This is a genomic window from Desulfitobacterium elongatum, from assembly GCF_055378975.1.
On sequence record NZ_AP038772.1, the window covers coordinates 928,658 to 945,245 of the forward strand.

The following is a 16,588-nucleotide window of genomic DNA, read 5'->3' on the forward strand; positions in this document are numbered from 1 at the left end:
AATTAACCAGGATGAAGTTTTATTTATCCACAACTTATTAACAAACCATCCACAGGATGTGGATAACATCTCAGATATTCACTGGAAATTAATCCATTGAAAACAATTTGACCTATTGAGTAGAATAAAGTAAGATAATTAAGCGAAGTCAATCAGATGGTCGCGGAAGTAAGAGCCGAAAGGCTGCTTCTGAGGAAAGTCCGGGCTCCAAAGGGCATGGTGCTGGGTAACGCCCAGTGGGGGAAACCCTAAGGACAGTGCAACAGAGATATACCGCCTGGGTATTCGCAAGGATACTCCGGTAAGGATGGAAAGGCGAGGTAAGAGCTCACCGGCAGCCTGGTGACAGGCTGGCCCTGCAAACCCCACCTGGAGCAAGATCGAATAGGGGGACTATGAACGGCCCGTTCCGTCCCCGGGTAAGGTCGCTTGAGGCCGTTGGTAACAGCGGTCCTAGATAGATGATCATCACCTTCCGCAAGGAAGGTACAGAACCCGGCTTATAGATTGAACTTCGCATCTACTTAAGTTGTTTGATCGACTATTTATAGACAATCGTTTGGAGATTTCTCTTCGAACGGTTGTCTATTATTTTTGGGCATAAAAAAGAGTAACGTTCTTTGCATAACTAATAAAATATTCGCCAACTGCGGGCTCTTCGGGGTCCGCAGTTTTATTGTTGTTATGGCAAAATGGGAAGGAAATTTCAGAACCGAACCATATACGGAAGTAGAACTTCCTACATCTTCAAAGGAATTTATTCTGGAATAGATGGTCTCCTAGGAATGTTGTTTGGATACAAAACGGCAAAGGCTAAACCAAATAGGTTGAGCCTTTGCCGTTTTAGAGCATTATTGGAGATTCTGTCCCATCGGTTGGGAACCTTGACCTTGCAGCTGTGAGCTCTGACCCATCTGTTGTGAGCCTTGTACCATATTTTGAAGTTGAGATTGAGCTTGCTCGATAAAATCATTCATCTGTGTTAATACTTTTGACGATTGGATGGATTGACTCGCTTGATTTAGAGATTGAGTCGCCTTTTGAATGGATTGTTGTAACTGATCTAAGCTTTGCATCTGTTCTTGTTTTGATTGATTCTTAAATTGGTTCATTTGATCAAATAATTGAGTTAACTGTTGTTGACCTTGGGCTTGCCCCATTGTATTATTTTGTGAGCTCATGTTTGACTGTAAGCTGGAGATAGCCTGCTGCATTTGAATATATTGATCTTTCAAGTGGCTTAATTCTTCAGCGACTTCCATATCGGCTTTTACTTCTGCAAGGCCTTCTAATGTCTTGAATTCCTTTTTTGTAATCATGACAGCCTCCCTAAATTATTTTTGTCAAACCGTAATTATATTGTCCTGAAACAATTGATTATATGAAAGATTAGTACGTGCACAATCAAATTTTGTCCGCCCATAAAATGGAGTATAACGGTAACAAAGGGAGGATAAACCAATATGTATCATCACACTGTACGTCATGGAGAATCGCTTCATAGAATAGCTGAACATCATCATAGGCATGTTCATCATCTCATTCACTTGAATCCTCATATTCGGCATCGTCCTCATCTTATATTCCCTGGCGAAATAATTAGAATCTGGTAAATAAAGTTATAAAATTAGCCCTCGGCGTTGATATGCTCCCCGAAAGGTAGTCAGAAGGGGGCAGTTTTAGCAACGAAGGCTAATTTTTGTCAAACCCAATGTTTCACGGAAACTGCTTTTGAAAGGCAGTAATAGACATCCCTCCAGAAATGCGCAGACGCTTGAGTGTTAGAAGGTTGTCACCCAAATGAACTTTACCAGACTCTGTCGTGAACCCAAGGGTATACCCTAGCTTAGGCATCAACTCGAGCGTAGTTTGATTATAGCGACCTGCGGGAAAACAAAGAGCATTTACCCTGTTGCTAAGATGTTCCTCAACTTCCTTCTTTGAGAGGGAGAGCTCATCTGCCTGTTGTTTTGATGAAAGAGTGGAAAGGTCATAGTGATGTACGGTGTGACTAGCTACTGAATTTCCTTCATGTACGAGGAGATTCAATTGGTCCCAATTCATCATCCCAGGGCCGACAGAACTCGTGGTGACAAAGAAGGTAGCTTTGAAGCCATACGGGCGTAAAATGGGCCAAGCCGCCTCGTAATTATCTGAATAACCATCATCAAAGGTTAACACGACAGGCTTTTCGGGAATCGGAGTTTTATTAACGAGAGCTTCATAAAACTCCTCCAGGGACAGTGTAGTATAGTTTTGCTGGTAAAGCCATTCCATCTCCTCAGTAAATTGTTGCACTGGAACCCCAAGGGTATTGCCCGGAATCGTACTGATGGAATGATACATAAGAACTGGTACGCCCTCCGTGGGAAACTCACTTAATTTTGGCGTAGAAAGAGCGAGCTTTTGGGCACGTATATATTCTATCTGAGGTTGAAGTGGCTCAGGATTGTCTTGCTCTTTTTGAGTGAATGTTGGATCCAAACTAGATGTCACGGGTGTAAGTGGTCTCTCTTCAGTACTACTTTTCGGCATAAAGGGGATATCTGAAGGCCATTTAAGGACGAAAAAAAGCGGAATTAAAATAAGGATACCGATTCCTACGCAGAATTTGATGCGCTTTGAATTCATATTATTCTCCCTTTACGAATTTACTTATCGGACTAATTAACACTTACTCCGAGCCTCAGCTAGCAATTCAGTGATTCTTTCTAAATCGCCTTCAAGCATTTGCTTTTCAACATTAAAACGCAAAACGATTTTGCCTATTTCGGTAGGCATTATTCCACCGTTTTCAGCTACAGTATTCGCTGCGTAATCTCCCCATATTCTTCGTAAATTACGCGCCCACGTACTGTGCCCGAAAGACCAGTTTACGACGGAGCAAAAAAGTGACTTTGATACACTTGCAGATGAAGTGTCTTTTGCTAGCTTCTGCCCATAAACCTCTATCCCATAACCTTTATCATCATCAAAATACCAAAGAAAATAAAGTTTATGGAAGCGCTCCATCAGAATTCCCCCAACTCTACTCATTTCGTCTGAGATCATTTTACCACCCACCAAAGCTCTTTACAGTGTTTTCTCATTAATCTTTAGGATAAATAATAGTATCGAGGAAAGTGCCAATCCCTAACAGAACAGAGCGAAGCGGGCCAGGATAGGGGCATCATTTAAGTTTTAGGAGTATAGGAATGTTTTAGGAATATAGGAATATAGGTTAGGAGTATAGGGTGAGCTAGGTGAAAAAATAAGGGGTAACCTTATTCCAGTTCTCAGGAAAAGGTTACCCCTTAACAACATTTCACAAAACTTCACTTACTTTGTTCAAGTGCCTGGGCCAGTTGATCGGCACACGAGGTTGGCTTATCTCCACAGCCAATCCCTTTTAAACGATGAATGACCTCGTCGACGGGCATTCCCTCCACCAAAGCGGCCACCGCTTGTAGGTTTCCAGGACACCCCCCGGAGAATTTCACATGTGTAAGAATATTATTCTCAGTCTCAAAAACAATTTGCCTGGAACACACGCCCCTAGGTATGAATGTTTGCATACGATTGATCCTTTCTATGATGAGAATTAATGTCTGGCAATCGAATAGAAATTATAATGGCTTCTCTTCAAAAAGTAAAGAGTTAAATTCTTAAGTTGTATTAAAGAAATGACGCACTAGGAGATTTTAGTCTCTCAGGCGTCATTTTTTATTACTTTATTTCTTTGCGCTTTTACATAGTGACCATAGTGGAAAAGTCGTAACCCAAAATCGGTAATGGGTTTGAAAATGAATTCAAATTTCCAGAGGATTCGTCCACTTAGCGTACCAATGAATACTCCTGCTAAGACGTCGGTAGGCCAATGGACACCCACGTAAAGGCGTGATACGCCGTTGAGTATCGCCAAAGCCGTAAAACTTAACGTAATCCACTTCGGTGATTTTCCCCACGAGGCAGCAGCAAACCCGAAACTACCCGTAGTATGGTCACTCGGAAAAGAGGCATCAGCACTATGGGGAATAAGTCGTGTAAATGTGTCTGGCTCAAGGATCGTGAACGGGCGTGGACGAAACCAAAGGTGAGAAACAAGGACATTGATGACTAACCCCAAAACTCCCGCAAAACCCATTATGATTAAAGCGTGCCTTTGTTTTATTTCAGACTTAGGAAGTGAAAGCCAAGCGATGATGAAAAGAATGACGTAAATTTCTAGAGAATATTGGGCGAAAAAGGCCATTCCTTTATCGAGAAAAGCATGATGGCCTGCGAATTGGTTGAAAAAGTGATAGCCTTGTGTGTCGAAGAAATTCATTTCTAATTTTTCCTCACTTTATAAAATAGACTCTTTAAGGAACTAACCGAACTAAGAACCCTTATTCCTAAGGGAAATCTATTTCCAAGGGACCTCTATTCCTAAGATAGGCTCTGTGACACCTTGATTCTTCGGTCATAACTAAGCGACGCTTCGGCTCCAGGAAAGAGACTTTACTAGGGGCTATAAATGTTTATTTGGATTGGGCAGGTTGACTACAAACGTCGTTCCTTCCCCAACTCGGCTTGTAACGTTCATGCTACCGTTATGGGACTTGACAATCCAATCAGCAATCGACAGTCCGAGTCCCGTTCCTCCGGTTTGCTTTGAGCGTGCTTTATCCACGCGATAGAAACGCTCAAATATTCTTCCGAGGTGTTCTGGTTCGATTCCTTCCCCAGTGTCCGTTACTGTAATTTCTACTGAAGACCCGAAGTTCACCGCATTTAAGCGAATAATCCCCTTGGTAGGAGTGTGCTTCAGCGCGTTATCCAGCAAGATAACGATTAACTGCCTGAGCCGACTTTCATCTCCATAGAATACAGGTGTATCTTCTATGGATGATTCTAGATCAATCTCCTGAAGGGAGGCGATAGCTTCCAAAGAGCCTAAAGTGCTTCGAAGCATCGCACCTAGATCAAAGTTTTTCATGTCCAAAGGCTGTTGCTCAGAATCTGCCCGCGCAAGGAAGAGGAGATCCTCTACTAGCTTAGACATTCTTATTGTCTCAATCTGAATATTTTCTAACCACTTCGTCTGCTCTTCAACCGTTTCTTTTGGATTTCCTCGGACAAGTTCGAGGCTGGTTTGGATAACGGTAAGTGGGGTGCGCAGTTCATGAGAAGCATCTGCGACGAAATCCTGTTGCCTTTGCCACGATTTCTTAATCGGTATGAGGGCTCGATCTGCAAGAAAAAGGCTACCATAGAAGGCTAGAGCAAGATAAATGATTCCCCCGAATACCAAGGTACCTAATAGGATACTAAGGATTTCGTGATCTCGCTCAAGATCTACATAGACAATCACTTGTCCAGGGACCTCTTTTAAAGGAGCACGAAGAAACGTATAATGAGTATCCTGAAATTCTACTTCTCCTTGGGGCCCCCTACGACCGAGTGTTTTTTGAACCAGAGAATTCACTTGATCGAAGGATAGGGGCGCATCGGAAGAGATTTCGGATAAGTTGCCCGATTCATCCGTTTTAGCATAGAAATATTTGGGAACAGTCCGATTATGGCGAAGCGGATCAGTTGCCACTCCAGAACCCGCATCGGTCGCGATGAGTTGCATGAGTTGTTGAGACTGATTAAAGATTTGGGAATCCATTATGAGATAAGTTCCTGTGATTAATAGGATACAAAGGACAGCCATGACGAGCCCGTTAATGAGGGTTAGTCTCAATCTCAGTTTACGAAACATCGGTACCCTCCTTAAGACAATAACCAATCCCACGTACTGTCGTAATATGAACAGCAGTGCAATCTAACTTTTTGCGTAAATAATGGATATAGATCTCAACGTTGTTGCTCTCGACTTCAGAGTCCATGCCCCAGACATTATCTAAGATCTTTTCCTTGGAGAAGACTTGTCTAGGGTAACGCATAAATAGCTCAAGTAAAAGGGCTTCTTTATGGGTGAGTCTTATCTTTTGGTTTCCACTGAGTACTTCGCAGGAGAGCGGATTCAAGATGATTCCCCCGAATTCTAAACTTCCCCCTTGGAGTAGCTCCTGGGGTCGCCTAGCTAAAGCTCGAATGCGCGCGAGTAACTCTTCCATGGCGAAGGGCTTAATTAGATAATCGTCAGCTCCTGCATCCAAACCTTCTACCCGATCAGTGATTGAATCTTTGGCCGTTAATAAGAGGACTGGGGTTGTGATGTTTTTAAGGCGTAGGTCTTTCAAAACGGCTACGCCTTCTTTGTAGGGAAGCATACGGTCGAGAATAATGAGATCATAGACCCCAGTTTCCGCCATCGCTTGCCCAGATTCTCCATCATAAGCAAGGTCCACACCATATCTGTTCTTCTTTAGCATATAGCTTAAAGCATCGGCGAGCCGTTCCTCATCTTCAATGAGTAAAATTCGCATTGTATCACCTCAGAACCATAATAAACCTCAAACCTTAAAAAATCTTTAGAATTCAAAGGAAAATTAAAGGTTCGTTTTTTATAATCAAATCAGTCAATAATAAGGAGGGATTCGTATGTCTTTAAAAGAAAAACTAAAAGGGATTAAGAAAAGATGGTATCTGCTCACCGCCCTGATTCTCATTGTTGCGATAGCTGGAGTAGCTAAATTCAGTATTGAGACGCACTTTAGAGCCCAGTTTGAATCGGAACGAGTGCAGCAAACGTACCAACTCGTATGTAATGATTTATTGTACCTCGAAAATTTCCAATCTATGAAAATTACCCAAGCGGAAGCAACGGCGATTTTACCTTTGGTTGACCGTTTGGCCTCCTCCACAGATCCGAGCTTACAACGTGATCTCGCCAAAGAAATCTATGGTCAATTAACTCCACAGCAATATGCAACCCTTCTCAATCAAGAGAAAGGGAGCCTAGGTTATGAATTTAATGGGAAAAACCAGGATGGAGAACACAAAAAAGGCGGGGAACGTGGTAAGAAAGAGAATGAAAAAGATTTCCCTGGTGATGGAATATTTAATAAAAATGGGAATACTATCAGAGAACAGGCTTTAAGCAATGTGGTAGAAAAGATGCTAACTGACCGGAGTCAAGGAAAAGTATCCTAAAATGTAAACGGATTCATTCAACTTAATGTGACGGAATAGATATGACGCGGATGACACCGCGTCATATCTCTATAAAACATGAATAAGATAACGTTGTAAATGGACAGGGGGGGATTCCAGTGAAGCCATTACGTATTCTGGTCTTTTCTGCATCGTTTGGGGCAGGGCATCTCAAAGCTGCAGAGGCAATGATCGAAACAATGAACAGTGTAGAGCCAACTGCGGAAATTATTCATGAAGATTTTATGATGCTTATTAATAGTACGTTAAACCATTTGATTCAGGCTTCATATATTAAATTAATAAAACGAGCGCCAGAGATTTGGGGTAAATTCTATAACAGAACTCAGCAAATAGCAGAGGACTCGCTTTTTCAGCGTTTTCTAAACACCCTAGGGAGAACCCAGTTTGTAAAGTATATAGAAGCTAAGAGACCTGACGTTATCGTATGTACCTATCCTACAGTCGCAGGGGTCCTTGCGCAATTAAGGCAGAAGGGTGAACTTACTATTCCCTTGGTCACGGTCATCACTGACTATACCGTTCACAGTCAATGGATTCATCCAGGCGTTGATTTATATATCGTGGGTAGCACTAAGATTTATGAGGGCTTGGTCGAACGAGGGATAGCTCCTCATCGCATTCAAGTCTCGGGAATACCGGTTAACCCACGGTTTGAAAATAAAGTGGATAAGAAGAAGATCCTTGCTGAATTAGGGTTGGACTCGAAGCGAATGACCTTTCTCATCATGGGTGGAGCTTATGGGGTGCTAGAAAAGGCGAAGTGGATGTGCAAGCTGATTACCCAGTCTCAGGCTCCGCTCCAAGTTATTGTCGTCTGCGGTAAAGATAGAAGATTATATCAATCTCTTGATTCTGTCGTTGAGGAAGCTCAGAATCCTATTCTTCGTTTCCAGTTTGTGAATAACGTGAATGAATTAATGACGGCGGCGGATGTCATTGTTACCAAAGCGGGTGGACTCACTATAACGGAAGCGCTAACCAAACGCCTTCCCATGATTATCTATAAACCGATTCCCGGCCAGGAAGAAAGTAATGCCGCTTTTATCCATGACATTGGGGCAGGTAGGATTGCCCATACGGATGAAGAATTAGTTGCAATTCTAGATGAACTCGTCCACACTCCAAACGAGCTCAAAAGGATGTCCTTTGCATCAGTCAAGGCCTTTCCTGAGCATTCTGCTTTAAGAGCAGCCGAAAGTATATTAGATTTGGCCGATAATCGTTCCTTTAGTTCAACCAACAAAAGTAAGCATGAATTACTCCACATAAGTTATAATTAAAGGGAGTATTCATTAAATGCACAGTAAAAAGTATGGCGGGTTAGCGTTAGCTATTACATTCTTAGTAATTACTTCGATCCTCTTATTCTTTTATTTGGATCGTAGTGACTCGATTTCCAAGATAATAAAGAACTCAGGATTTTTCGGAGCCATCCTTGCGCTAGTCGTGATGACCTTTGTCAGCATGACTCCCGTTCCTACAGAGGGACTCCTGGTCTTATATCAGAAAGTCTATGGAGTCTACTGGGGGACTTCTCTCGCATGGCTGGGAGCGAACCTAGGTGCGCTTATAATTTTTTTCATAGCGCGACCCTATGGTCAGAAGTTCTTAAGTCAACTTATTCAACCACGGTATTTTGAACTCGTGGATCATTGGGTTAGGGAAAAGGGCACCTGGGGCTTGTTTATTGCGCGCTTGCTTCCCATTCCAGCCTTTGCAGTCAACTATATTGCTGGAGTGCTTCCCTCTGTTAGATTTTGGCCTTATATTTGGACGGCTGCACTTTCCATAATTCCCTATTATGTAGCAACAGCTTTGGTTTTTTTAGGCGTGTCACGGCAAGTATGGCCATGGCTAATCGTTGGGGCTATAGGTATTCTAGCTTTTTGGGGTGTAGGTTTCTTGGTAAAAAGGAGAAGTGGAAAATGAATGGGTGGATGATTGGGGTTGCCTTAATTTTGGCAGCCTTGTTATATACTCTAATTCCGGACTTATTCTTGCATCGTCTGGGTATAGGAAGTTGGAAACGACAATATTCTGGGGGTGTTGCCCTTACCTTTGATGATGGGCCGGATCCAGATTACACACCCAAAGTTTTGGAAGTACTTGCTTCCAATCAGGCTACAGCGACTTTCTTCTTAGTGGGGGAAAGGGCTGAAAAGCATCCTGAAATTGTCAAAGCGATCCAGGCCCAAGGTCACCAGATCGGGGTTCACTGTCAGCAACACGGCTATGCTTGGTTTATGGGTCCGTGGGCTACTTGGAGAAAATGGGACGACGGAGTTAATACGATCGAACGGATAACTGGACAAGAGGTAAAGTTGATCCGCCCACCCTGGGGTACATTCAATTTAGCACTCTGGCTCTGGTTAAAGTCTCGGCGAAAGAGGGCGGTACTATGGAACGTCGAGGGACATGATTGGAAGGCGAGTTCGAGTCCGCAGCAGATCTCAGAACGGATTCTAAAGCGAACCAAGGAGGGCACCATCATCGTCCTCCATGATTCGGGCGGGGAATCGGGAGCGCCTAGGCATACCCTTCAGGCCATAGAAATCATTTGTCGAGAGCTTCGAGAAGAAATAAAGCTTCCCCTTGTAAAGCTTGAATTTCCGAACTGGTCAGTCTTCCGATTGGTGGCTTATACTTTATGGGAAAAGTGGGAAAGACTTTTTGCTCGTCTGAATAAGGTTGAAAGGATTAATTCAACGAACGTTTTACGTCTGTCTCGAACTCGTTATAAAGGTCCAACTCTCTATTCACAAGAAGGTCGGCTATTGGCTAAAGCAGGGGATCTCGTTGCCGAGATACATCTGGATAATGCTCGATTTTTAGGGACAGAAACAGATAGCCAGAAAATTGCCCTTAAGGCCTTGCGACAGGCTAAGCGATCTTTACCGGAGTTGGCAAGCTACATCGTAAAGCATCCGGATTATAAGGACATCCAGGTGTTTCTCGGACTCACGCTCATTAATCGGGGTGTTAAAGGGTTAGGATTTGAAGTACAAGACGTTCCTGCGAGTTTATCTACTCGAGGAATAGCGGCACTACAGTCGATCATCAAGCGTGTGTATCAGCCGCCTGGAATGAGGAGAGACACGAATAAGGCAGGAGGCCAGCCTAAGCTTGTATGGATAAGCCGAGAAGAACTCTTAAAGAGGTGGCTAGGCGAGACGGCAATTTAGTGATTGGGGACTCCTGCAAGGAGTTCCTTTTTTGTTTCTCCTATGTCATTCTCCAAGAAAAACATAATTATATAGACACATAAGCATAAGTTGGATATTATTGAATGGATAACTTAAGGATTATAATAGACTTGCTTAAGTCCCTTGATCAGCAAGTTTCATTGTTCTGTAAGGAGGTGAAATAGAAATAGTGTTTACAAATAAGAAAAAAACGGCTGCAGTGGTTGTAGTGGCCTTATTGGTATTCTTCATAGCCTTATATGCATTGATACCTTCTTTTGCTGCCCAAGTGAATAATGCAACGAGTATTCTCTCTCGTGCAGATATTGCGGGTATGAGAACCTACTTACTCAGTTTTGGGATCTGGGCACCGATTGTTTCCATGGCTTTAATGGTTCTTCAATCCCTTGTCTTTCCACTCCCAGCCTTTGTCATTACATTTGCTAATGCCTGGATATTTGGTTGGGTTATGGGTGCTGTATATTCTTGGACTGGAGCCATGATCGGGGCTGCTGTATGCTACTTTCTAGCTAAAGCTTTCGGACGTCCCGCAGTGGAACGTTTGGTCAGTAAAAAGGGCTTGGAAACCACGGACAAGTTTTTTGAGAAATATGGTAAACATTCTGTCATGATTGCCCGTTTACTACCTGTCGTTCCTTTTGATATTATCTCTTATGCTGCAGGATTAACATCGATGGGTTTTTGGGGATTTTTCTGGGCAACCGGGGTAGGACAATTACCCGCGACCATCGTTTATTCTTGGCTTGGCGAGAATATGTCCCCTGGTGCAAAATATGCACTTTGGGCTATTTGTGGCTTTCTAATACTTTTAGTGATCAGCCTTGCCATCAAGAAAAACTTTGATCGAAAGCTCGCGAAAGACAGTCGAATTTAAGAAAATCTAGAAAATACGTTTAATACGAGGGGAGTTTTTTACCATGTTTAAATCAATGAGAGCAGTAAAAATGAAACGGGTCGCATTTTCAGCGATTCTCGGGGTGAGTTTAGTCGCCCTTCTTAGTGGGTGTGGTACGAGTGAATCTGCAAAGACCCCAGCCACTACTCCAGCGCCTTCTACGGCTAGTTCAAGTACTACAGTGAGTCAATCCAACCCCATTGTCATCGATAAAGTTGCTAAGACAGTAAAGATATACACTGAAGTGAATGGGAAATATTTTGTAGAACCGACTCGGCATGGGATTGTTTTTAAAGACGGTTCTAATGGTTCGAAGTCGGTACTTAAAGCCTGGGGAAATCAAAACGACTTTTACAATGCCTTAATTGAAATTGGTGCTAAATCGGGAAATAACTTAAAACTTGATTCTGTCGGTGTAGCAGTTCAAGGCGATCCACTTGATGTTTCGCTCACTTGGGCCGGGGCAGGTAAAGAAATTCCTTTCGGTGATGTCATTAATGATTCTACCAATAAAAAATTCGATGTGCGTTTTGGCGGAAACCAAGAAAATGCCAAGTCTAAAAATACAGGATGTATCTTGTGTCTTGACAGCTGCCCAGTAGGTATCACAAGTAATGCTGCTCATCCGACGAAGGATTTTGATAACAAGATTGCTGAATTCAAAGCCAAAAAAGATATACTTCCTGCAGATGGGACTGCTGTCGTTGCTACGTTTAAACTTAAATAACCGAGAAAGGTATCGTTAATGAATGCTAAGGCAACTAAGATATTGAATATCGTTTTCAGCGGATTGGCTGGTTTTAATTTCGGCTTTGTCATCGCCTTGCTTCTAGCCCAATGGACTTGGTTAGAACTTCGATTTAATACGGGATTATCCGTTCTAGCAGGTCTCCTAGTAGGGTTAATCCTCGGTGGTTTTCGAAATTCGAAGCGACCGGTTAGTGTCATGGGGATATCGCTGCTTTTCATTCTTATCTGTGAATATGTGATCGCGAAGGGAGAGCTTTCCTCCCTCATGATCGTTACGGGATACGTGTTCAGGGAAGGGGTATTGTTACCCGAGTTATCCTTGTTAGGAGCTAATCTTGCTTTTGGCCTAATTGTTTTCACCTCAGTTCTGATGTCCTTCCTCCTTCATAGGTTTAGGAATACAGAACGTAGGAATCAAAATTGATCCGCATCGTGCCCTCCTTAGTCGATTGATCTACGATGGGAGGGCTTTTTAATGTTATAATGGTATTGTAAGTTGCCAAATTGGACGAGGGACTTGTCCCCCTGACTCACCCTTACGTCCCGCAATGAGTTCGGTAGAGGAGATAAGAATGAACGTTAATGGATCCGTGAATGACTGCAAACTGAGCGGAGAAACCCAATTGATGAATCTCCAAGACGTAGCCATGACTCTCTCCGTGTCGTCTGCGACCGTACGAAACTGGATGAAAGCCGGAAAGGTTCGAAAGGTCAGCGCGGCGGAGGGTGCACTTTTATTTAATCGAGCTGAAATTCTCGAACTCAAAGAGGAAATCGAGTTGGGAGCTTTCCCTAGGCTAAAAAGTCGAAGAAACAAACGTGCAATTGAAGGAAACGGGGTTCCAATGAAGTATGTGGATTCCGTAGAATACATACGAGTGACAGAAGAAATCTTGGAAATTGTCAGCAGCGCAAACGTTCAGATTCCCCCCCAGTTCATCCTTTTGGAAATCGCTTTGCGTTTATTGGTAGACAAGGGAGTCCTTCAGGACGAACCAAGCAGTAGTAGGCTAAGCTTAACTGAAAAGGCTTTACAGCAGCGACTTAACCTTGGGGTGTTCCGTGAGCTACTGCTTGAACTAGGGAGCTTTAGGGATAATCTCCATGATGACAATTCTATGCATCCTATAGACCTTTACAAGCTTTCTCCACCGTTTTGCGAGGTCCTACGAGAGGTTCGCCGATGTGAGATTCACTGGGTTCGTGGAGAGGATTTGCTTGGCTTAGTTTATATGTCGCTTTCTCATCTTGGCACACGGAAAAGTAAGGGAAGCTACTATACCCCAGCAAAACTTGTGAATGCCTTGGTTCAACAAAGTCTAAATTCACTAGAGGATGTTTTATCTCAGAAAATCCTTGATCCTTGCTGTGGTTCGGGAAATTTCCTTATCAAGTTATTTATCGCTTTAGTCGAGAGAGCGGAGGGCTCAGGTTTATCACGGGAAGAAGCCGAAAAGGAAGTCATGACGACAATTCTCAACGGCTATGATATCGACCCAACAGCGGTTGTCCTAGCCAAACTAAATCTTGTATTGCTTTTGGATGTTTCCTTGGAAAACCATCGAGCTATAACGGAGATACTACTGTCTCTAGACTTACATATTAAACAGAAGAATACGCTTGAGAATAATGGAAGGTTTTTCGGAGCCGCGGGTTCGTGTTCCTATAATCTAGTCATTGGAAATCCACCCTGGGGTTATAGTTTCACAAAAGAAGAGATAAAGGCTTATCGGAAGAATTTTATCTCAGCCAAAATGTCACAGGAGTCGTTTTCACTTTTTATCGAGTATGGTCTTAGCATTTTGGAAGAGGGGGGACTCCTCGCTTTTGTTCTTCCGGAAGCGCTCCTAAATGTGAATATCCATAGCTCAATTCGAAGACTACTTTTAGAAAAGACGAGGATCCTACAGATTAACGTTTTGGGACATCAGTTTAGCCAAGTCTTTACACCGACAATCACGCTCCTTGCTCGTCTATGTGTAGGGGAGAATCAAAAACGAAATCGAGAGCAAGATCAGAATCATGGCCAAAATCGGAATAAGAGTTGGAGTCAGAAGCTTAATTCCGATATGTATTCCGTAGGAGCACAATTAGTCCGTATTCTCCAAGGAGAAGAGACTCACTCCATATCCCAAAAACGTTTCCTCGAAAATGAGATGTACATTTTCAATGTAAAGGCCTCTAATCAGGAAGTCGAAATCCTTAAGGATATGAGAACTCTGCCGGGGGCTGTGTACTTAGCAGGGAATGCAGAATTCGCACTAGGGATTGTTACAGGGCTTAATAAGGAGTATGTTCTTGCGGAGCCAAGAGAGGGTGCAGAACCTGTTCTCAGAGGAAATGATGTATTCAAATATAATTACAGTCCCAAGGATAATTATCTTATTTTTGAACCGGAAAAGTTCCAACAGGTAGCCCCTGTTCATTTATATCGTGCACCTGAGAAGCTGATTTATCGGTTTATCAATGAAAGCTTAGTCTTCGCTTATGATGATCGTCAGATATTGTCACTCAATAGTGCAAATATTGTCATTCCATACGTGAGCGGATATTCGATGAAATATATCTTGGCTGTCTTGAATTCGCGGGCAGCGCAATTCTTTTATTCAGTATCCTTTTCCTCAGTTAAAGTCTTAAGAAAACACCTAGAGTCTATTCCGATTCCGCCATGCGATCTCTCCACTCAGAAGAAAATCATTGATAGGGTGGAGGGATTAATGAATTCATTGGGACATAGCGAAAGTCGTCAGCTCTATGAACAGATTGATGAACAGATCATGCATCTATACGCGTTGACTTCAGAACAACAAGACCTCATAAGAAGGAGTTTCCAAGACCCCAGATATTTGCCCTAAGGCAAAGGCTGAAATGCTATACTGGTGGGCTTTCCGAAAAATTTAGGCTCTAATGAACCTTACTAGTCTGGCCCGTTCCACTACAGGAGCGGGCTTTGTTCATTTTATAGGACTGAATAGTTTGGAGGAAACTTTAGGGAAAAACTTCAATAAAAATTAACCTAAGAAGTAGACATTTTTGTACTTTACATTTTGACTAAAGAAGTCTATAATCAATCCATAGTTTATATAGTGGTTTAGTCGGAAATGGAAAGAGGAGGTAAAAAAATGAGTATCCATGTTATTCTTAACGTCTTATTTATGCTCGCACTTATTTTTGGTTTCTACTGGATGCAGAAAAAACATTATTCCTTTACAGTTAGAGTGCTTCTCGCATTGCTCGTCGGTATCGCGTACGGAGCAGTACTCCAAGTCGCTTATGGTGCGACATCTCCGATCGTCAAAGAAGCTAACACCTGGTTCGGTGTGGTAGGGAACGGATATGTAAGGTTTCTAAAGATGTCTGTTATCCCCTTGGTTTTTGTGGCAATCACCGGAGCAATTATCAATCAGGATTCGAAGAACCTTGGTAAAAAGGCGGGGATTATACTTGCCATCTTAATCCTTACCACAGGGATTGCGGCAGGTATCGGAGCTGGAACAGGGAATGTCTTTGGACTGAACGCACAAGGAATCCAAGCCGGTGAGACAGAAGTCAAAGCAGGCCAGGGTTTCGAGACAAAGCTCCAGGATTTTCAGGCCAAACCGATTCAAGATCAATTGGTTGAGATCATCCCGACGAACCCATTCGCTGCCATGACAGGGCAAGGAAGTAATTCAACGTTGTCCGTCGTCTTCTTCGCAGCCATTGTCGGAATCGCCACAGTCGGTATTCGGAAGAAAAAGCCGGAATCCGCTGAAATCTTCACCAAGTTTTTGAATGCACTTCATGATGTGGTTATGCGGATTGTGACCTTGATTCTTCGGTTAACTCCTTATGGGGTATTGGCCCTGATGACCAAGTTCGTATCCACAAGTAATTTCAGTGAGATTTTAAGACTCTTGCAATTTGTTCTCGCTTCATATGTCGCGATTCTTATCATGTTTGTGATTCATATGATTATTCTGGCTGTCTTTGGGATGAATCCGTTGACCTACCTGAGAAAAGCAGCTCACGTTCTGACCTTCGCCTTCACCTCCAGAACAAGTGCAGGCACATTACCTTTGACGGTTGAGGCCTTAACAGGAAAAATGGGAGTTTCACAAGGAGTTGCTAATTTATCGGCTTCCTTGGGCGTAAGTATTGGTCAAAATGGTTGCGCGGGGATATATCCTGCTATGCTCGCAGTAATGATTGCACCCACCGTTGGAATTAATCCACTTGAACCCATGTTTTTAATTAAGCTTATCCTTGTTACAGCGATTGGATCCTTCGGTATCGCCGGAGTGGGTGGGGGAGCAACCTTTGCGGCCTTAACTGTACTCTCCGTGATGGGATTACCAGTAGGACTCGTGGGATTACTGATAGCCATCGAACCGTTGATTGATATGGCGAGAACAGCACTCAATGTCAGTGATGCTATGGTCACAGGGCTCGTGTCTGGAAAGCTCATGAATGAAGTGGATATGACTCAATACAATAAGAAAGAAAGTTTAGAGCCCCAGGTAGACTGATTGAACGAAAAGTACGATTAAATAATTAAACAATTAAACAATTAAACAAAGTCCAGCTTAAAGGATAATTCCTTTGGCTGGACTTTCTTATATTATGTTATTTATGAGAATAGGATGATAATATACTACTTATTGACTGCATAATA

16 protein-coding genes and 1 other RNA gene are annotated in these 16,588 nt (G+C 42.9%); 10 read left to right on the forward strand and 7 right to left on the reverse strand.

The annotated features are described in order from the left end of the window. The first annotated feature begins 144 nt into the window (after positions 1-144). Positions 145-520, forward strand: an RNA gene (rnpB, locus tag ACZ42W_RS04230) — RNase P RNA component class A. Positions 521-851: 331 nt separating this feature from the next. Here the strand turns inward: rnpB and ACZ42W_RS04235 are convergent. The 7 genes from ACZ42W_RS04235 to ACZ42W_RS04265 form a co-directional block, all read right to left on the reverse strand. Further along, positions 852-1,319, reverse strand: coding sequence for a hypothetical protein (locus ACZ42W_RS04235; protein WP_464168762.1), 468 nt, complete (start codon positions 1,317-1,319; stop codon positions 852-854). A 397-nt stretch (positions 1,320-1,716) separates the two neighbouring features. Continuing rightward, positions 1,717-2,631 carry a polysaccharide deacetylase family protein gene (locus ACZ42W_RS04240; protein WP_464168764.1) on the reverse strand — a complete coding sequence of 305 codons (915 nt, stop codon included), beginning with the start codon at positions 2,629-2,631 and terminating at the stop codon, positions 1,717-1,719. Between the two features lie 36 nt (positions 2,632-2,667). Next, positions 2,668-3,051, reverse strand: coding sequence for a hypothetical protein (locus ACZ42W_RS04245; RefSeq protein WP_464168765.1), 384 nt, complete (start codon positions 3,049-3,051; stop codon positions 2,668-2,670). Positions 3,052-3,314: 263 nt separating this feature from the next. Then, positions 3,315-3,554 (reverse strand): TIGR03905 family TSCPD domain-containing protein, encoded by a 240-nt coding sequence (locus tag ACZ42W_RS04250; RefSeq protein ID WP_464168767.1) that lies wholly within the window; start codon positions 3,552-3,554, stop codon positions 3,315-3,317. A 134-nt stretch (positions 3,555-3,688) separates the two neighbouring features. Then, positions 3,689-4,306, reverse strand: coding sequence for a phosphatase PAP2 family protein (locus ACZ42W_RS04255; protein WP_464168769.1), 618 nt, complete (start codon positions 4,304-4,306; stop codon positions 3,689-3,691). Positions 4,307-4,489: 183 nt separating this feature from the next. Further along, positions 4,490-5,725: a sensor histidine kinase gene (locus tag ACZ42W_RS04260; RefSeq protein ID WP_464168771.1), complete on the reverse strand. Its 1,236-nt coding sequence runs from the start codon at positions 5,723-5,725 to the stop codon at positions 4,490-4,492. Beyond that, entirely contained in the window at positions 5,715-6,395 is a 681-nt protein-coding gene (locus tag ACZ42W_RS04265) for a response regulator transcription factor (RefSeq protein WP_464168773.1), read from the reverse strand. The genes ACZ42W_RS04260 and ACZ42W_RS04265 overlap by 11 nt, the downstream gene beginning before the upstream one ends. Before the next feature lie 115 nt (positions 6,396-6,510). Between ACZ42W_RS04265 and ACZ42W_RS04270 the strand changes: the two genes are divergently transcribed. The 9 genes from ACZ42W_RS04270 to ACZ42W_RS04310 all read left to right on the forward strand — a co-directional run bounded on the left by ACZ42W_RS04270 (position 6,511) and on the right by ACZ42W_RS04310 (position 16,442). Continuing rightward, positions 6,511-7,062, forward strand: a complete 552-nt coding sequence (locus ACZ42W_RS04270) for a hypothetical protein (RefSeq protein WP_464168775.1) — start codon at positions 6,511-6,513, stop codon at positions 7,060-7,062. A 119-nt stretch (positions 7,063-7,181) separates the two neighbouring features. Beyond that, positions 7,182-8,366, forward strand: coding sequence for an MGDG synthase family glycosyltransferase (locus ACZ42W_RS04275; RefSeq protein ID WP_464168777.1), 1,185 nt, complete (start codon positions 7,182-7,184; stop codon positions 8,364-8,366). A 16-nt stretch (positions 8,367-8,382) separates the two neighbouring features. Then, on the forward strand, positions 8,383-9,015 hold the full coding sequence (locus tag ACZ42W_RS04280; protein WP_464168779.1) for a TVP38/TMEM64 family protein: 633 nt from the start codon (positions 8,383-8,385) through the stop codon (positions 9,013-9,015). After that, positions 9,012-10,268, forward strand: a complete 1,257-nt coding sequence (locus ACZ42W_RS04285; RefSeq protein WP_464168780.1) for a polysaccharide deacetylase family protein — start codon at positions 9,012-9,014, stop codon at positions 10,266-10,268. The genes ACZ42W_RS04280 and ACZ42W_RS04285 overlap by 4 nt, the downstream gene beginning before the upstream one ends. A 190-nt stretch (positions 10,269-10,458) precedes the next feature. After that, positions 10,459-11,163, forward strand: coding sequence for a TVP38/TMEM64 family protein (locus tag ACZ42W_RS04290; RefSeq protein WP_464168782.1), 705 nt, complete (start codon positions 10,459-10,461; stop codon positions 11,161-11,163). Positions 11,164-11,206: 43 nt separating this feature from the next. Further along, entirely contained in the window at positions 11,207-11,911 is a 705-nt protein-coding gene (locus tag ACZ42W_RS04295) for a YdjY domain-containing protein (protein ID WP_464168784.1), read from the forward strand. 18 nt (positions 11,912-11,929) lie between these two features. Continuing rightward, positions 11,930-12,358, forward strand: coding sequence for a hypothetical protein (locus ACZ42W_RS04300; RefSeq protein ID WP_464168786.1), 429 nt, complete (start codon positions 11,930-11,932; stop codon positions 12,356-12,358). 148 nt (positions 12,359-12,506) lie between these two features. Continuing rightward, positions 12,507-14,789 (forward strand): TaqI-like C-terminal specificity domain-containing protein, encoded by a 2,283-nt coding sequence (locus ACZ42W_RS04305; protein WP_464168788.1) that lies wholly within the window; start codon positions 12,507-12,509, stop codon positions 14,787-14,789. A 267-nt stretch (positions 14,790-15,056) separates the two neighbouring features. Continuing rightward, a complete protein-coding gene (locus ACZ42W_RS04310) occupies positions 15,057-16,442 on the forward strand; it encodes an L-cystine transporter (protein WP_464168790.1) in 1,386 nt (461 codons plus the stop codon). The last annotated feature ends 146 nt before the right edge of the window (positions 16,443-16,588 follow it).

Bases quoted from the DNA above. Each gene is read 5' to 3' on its own strand.
- ACZ42W_RS04235 (WP_464168762.1), bottom strand. From the start codon at position 1,319: ATGATTACAAAAAAGGAATTCAAGACATTAGAAGGCCTTGCAGAAGTA.
- ACZ42W_RS04240 (WP_464168764.1), bottom strand. From the start codon at position 2,631: ATGAATTCAAAGCGCATCAAATTCTGCGTAGGAATCGGTATCCTTATT.
- ACZ42W_RS04245 (WP_464168765.1), bottom strand. From the start codon at position 3,051: ATGATCTCAGACGAAATGAGTAGAGTTGGGGGAATTCTGATGGAGCGC.
- ACZ42W_RS04250 (WP_464168767.1), bottom strand. From the start codon at position 3,554: ATGCAAACATTCATACCTAGGGGCGTGTGTTCCAGGCAAATTGTTTTT.
- ACZ42W_RS04255 (WP_464168769.1), bottom strand. From the start codon at position 4,306: ATGAATTTCTTCGACACACAAGGCTATCACTTTTTCAACCAATTCGCA.
- ACZ42W_RS04260 (WP_464168771.1), bottom strand. From the start codon at position 5,725: ATGTTTCGTAAACTGAGATTGAGACTAACCCTCATTAACGGGCTCGTC.
- ACZ42W_RS04265 (WP_464168773.1), bottom strand. From the start codon at position 6,395: ATGCGAATTTTACTCATTGAAGATGAGGAACGGCTCGCCGATGCTTTA.
- ACZ42W_RS04270 (WP_464168775.1), top strand. From the start codon at position 6,511: ATGTCTTTAAAAGAAAAACTAAAAGGGATTAAGAAAAGATGGTATCTG.
- ACZ42W_RS04280 (WP_464168779.1), top strand. From the start codon at position 8,383: ATGCACAGTAAAAAGTATGGCGGGTTAGCGTTAGCTATTACATTCTTA.
- ACZ42W_RS04285 (WP_464168780.1), top strand. From the start codon at position 9,012: ATGAATGGGTGGATGATTGGGGTTGCCTTAATTTTGGCAGCCTTGTTA.
- ACZ42W_RS04295 (WP_464168784.1), top strand. From the start codon at position 11,207: ATGTTTAAATCAATGAGAGCAGTAAAAATGAAACGGGTCGCATTTTCA.
- ACZ42W_RS04300 (WP_464168786.1), top strand. From the start codon at position 11,930: ATGAATGCTAAGGCAACTAAGATATTGAATATCGTTTTCAGCGGATTG.
- ACZ42W_RS04305 (WP_464168788.1), top strand. From the start codon at position 12,507: ATGAACGTTAATGGATCCGTGAATGACTGCAAACTGAGCGGAGAAACC.
- ACZ42W_RS04310 (WP_464168790.1), top strand. From the start codon at position 15,057: ATGAGTATCCATGTTATTCTTAACGTCTTATTTATGCTCGCACTTATT.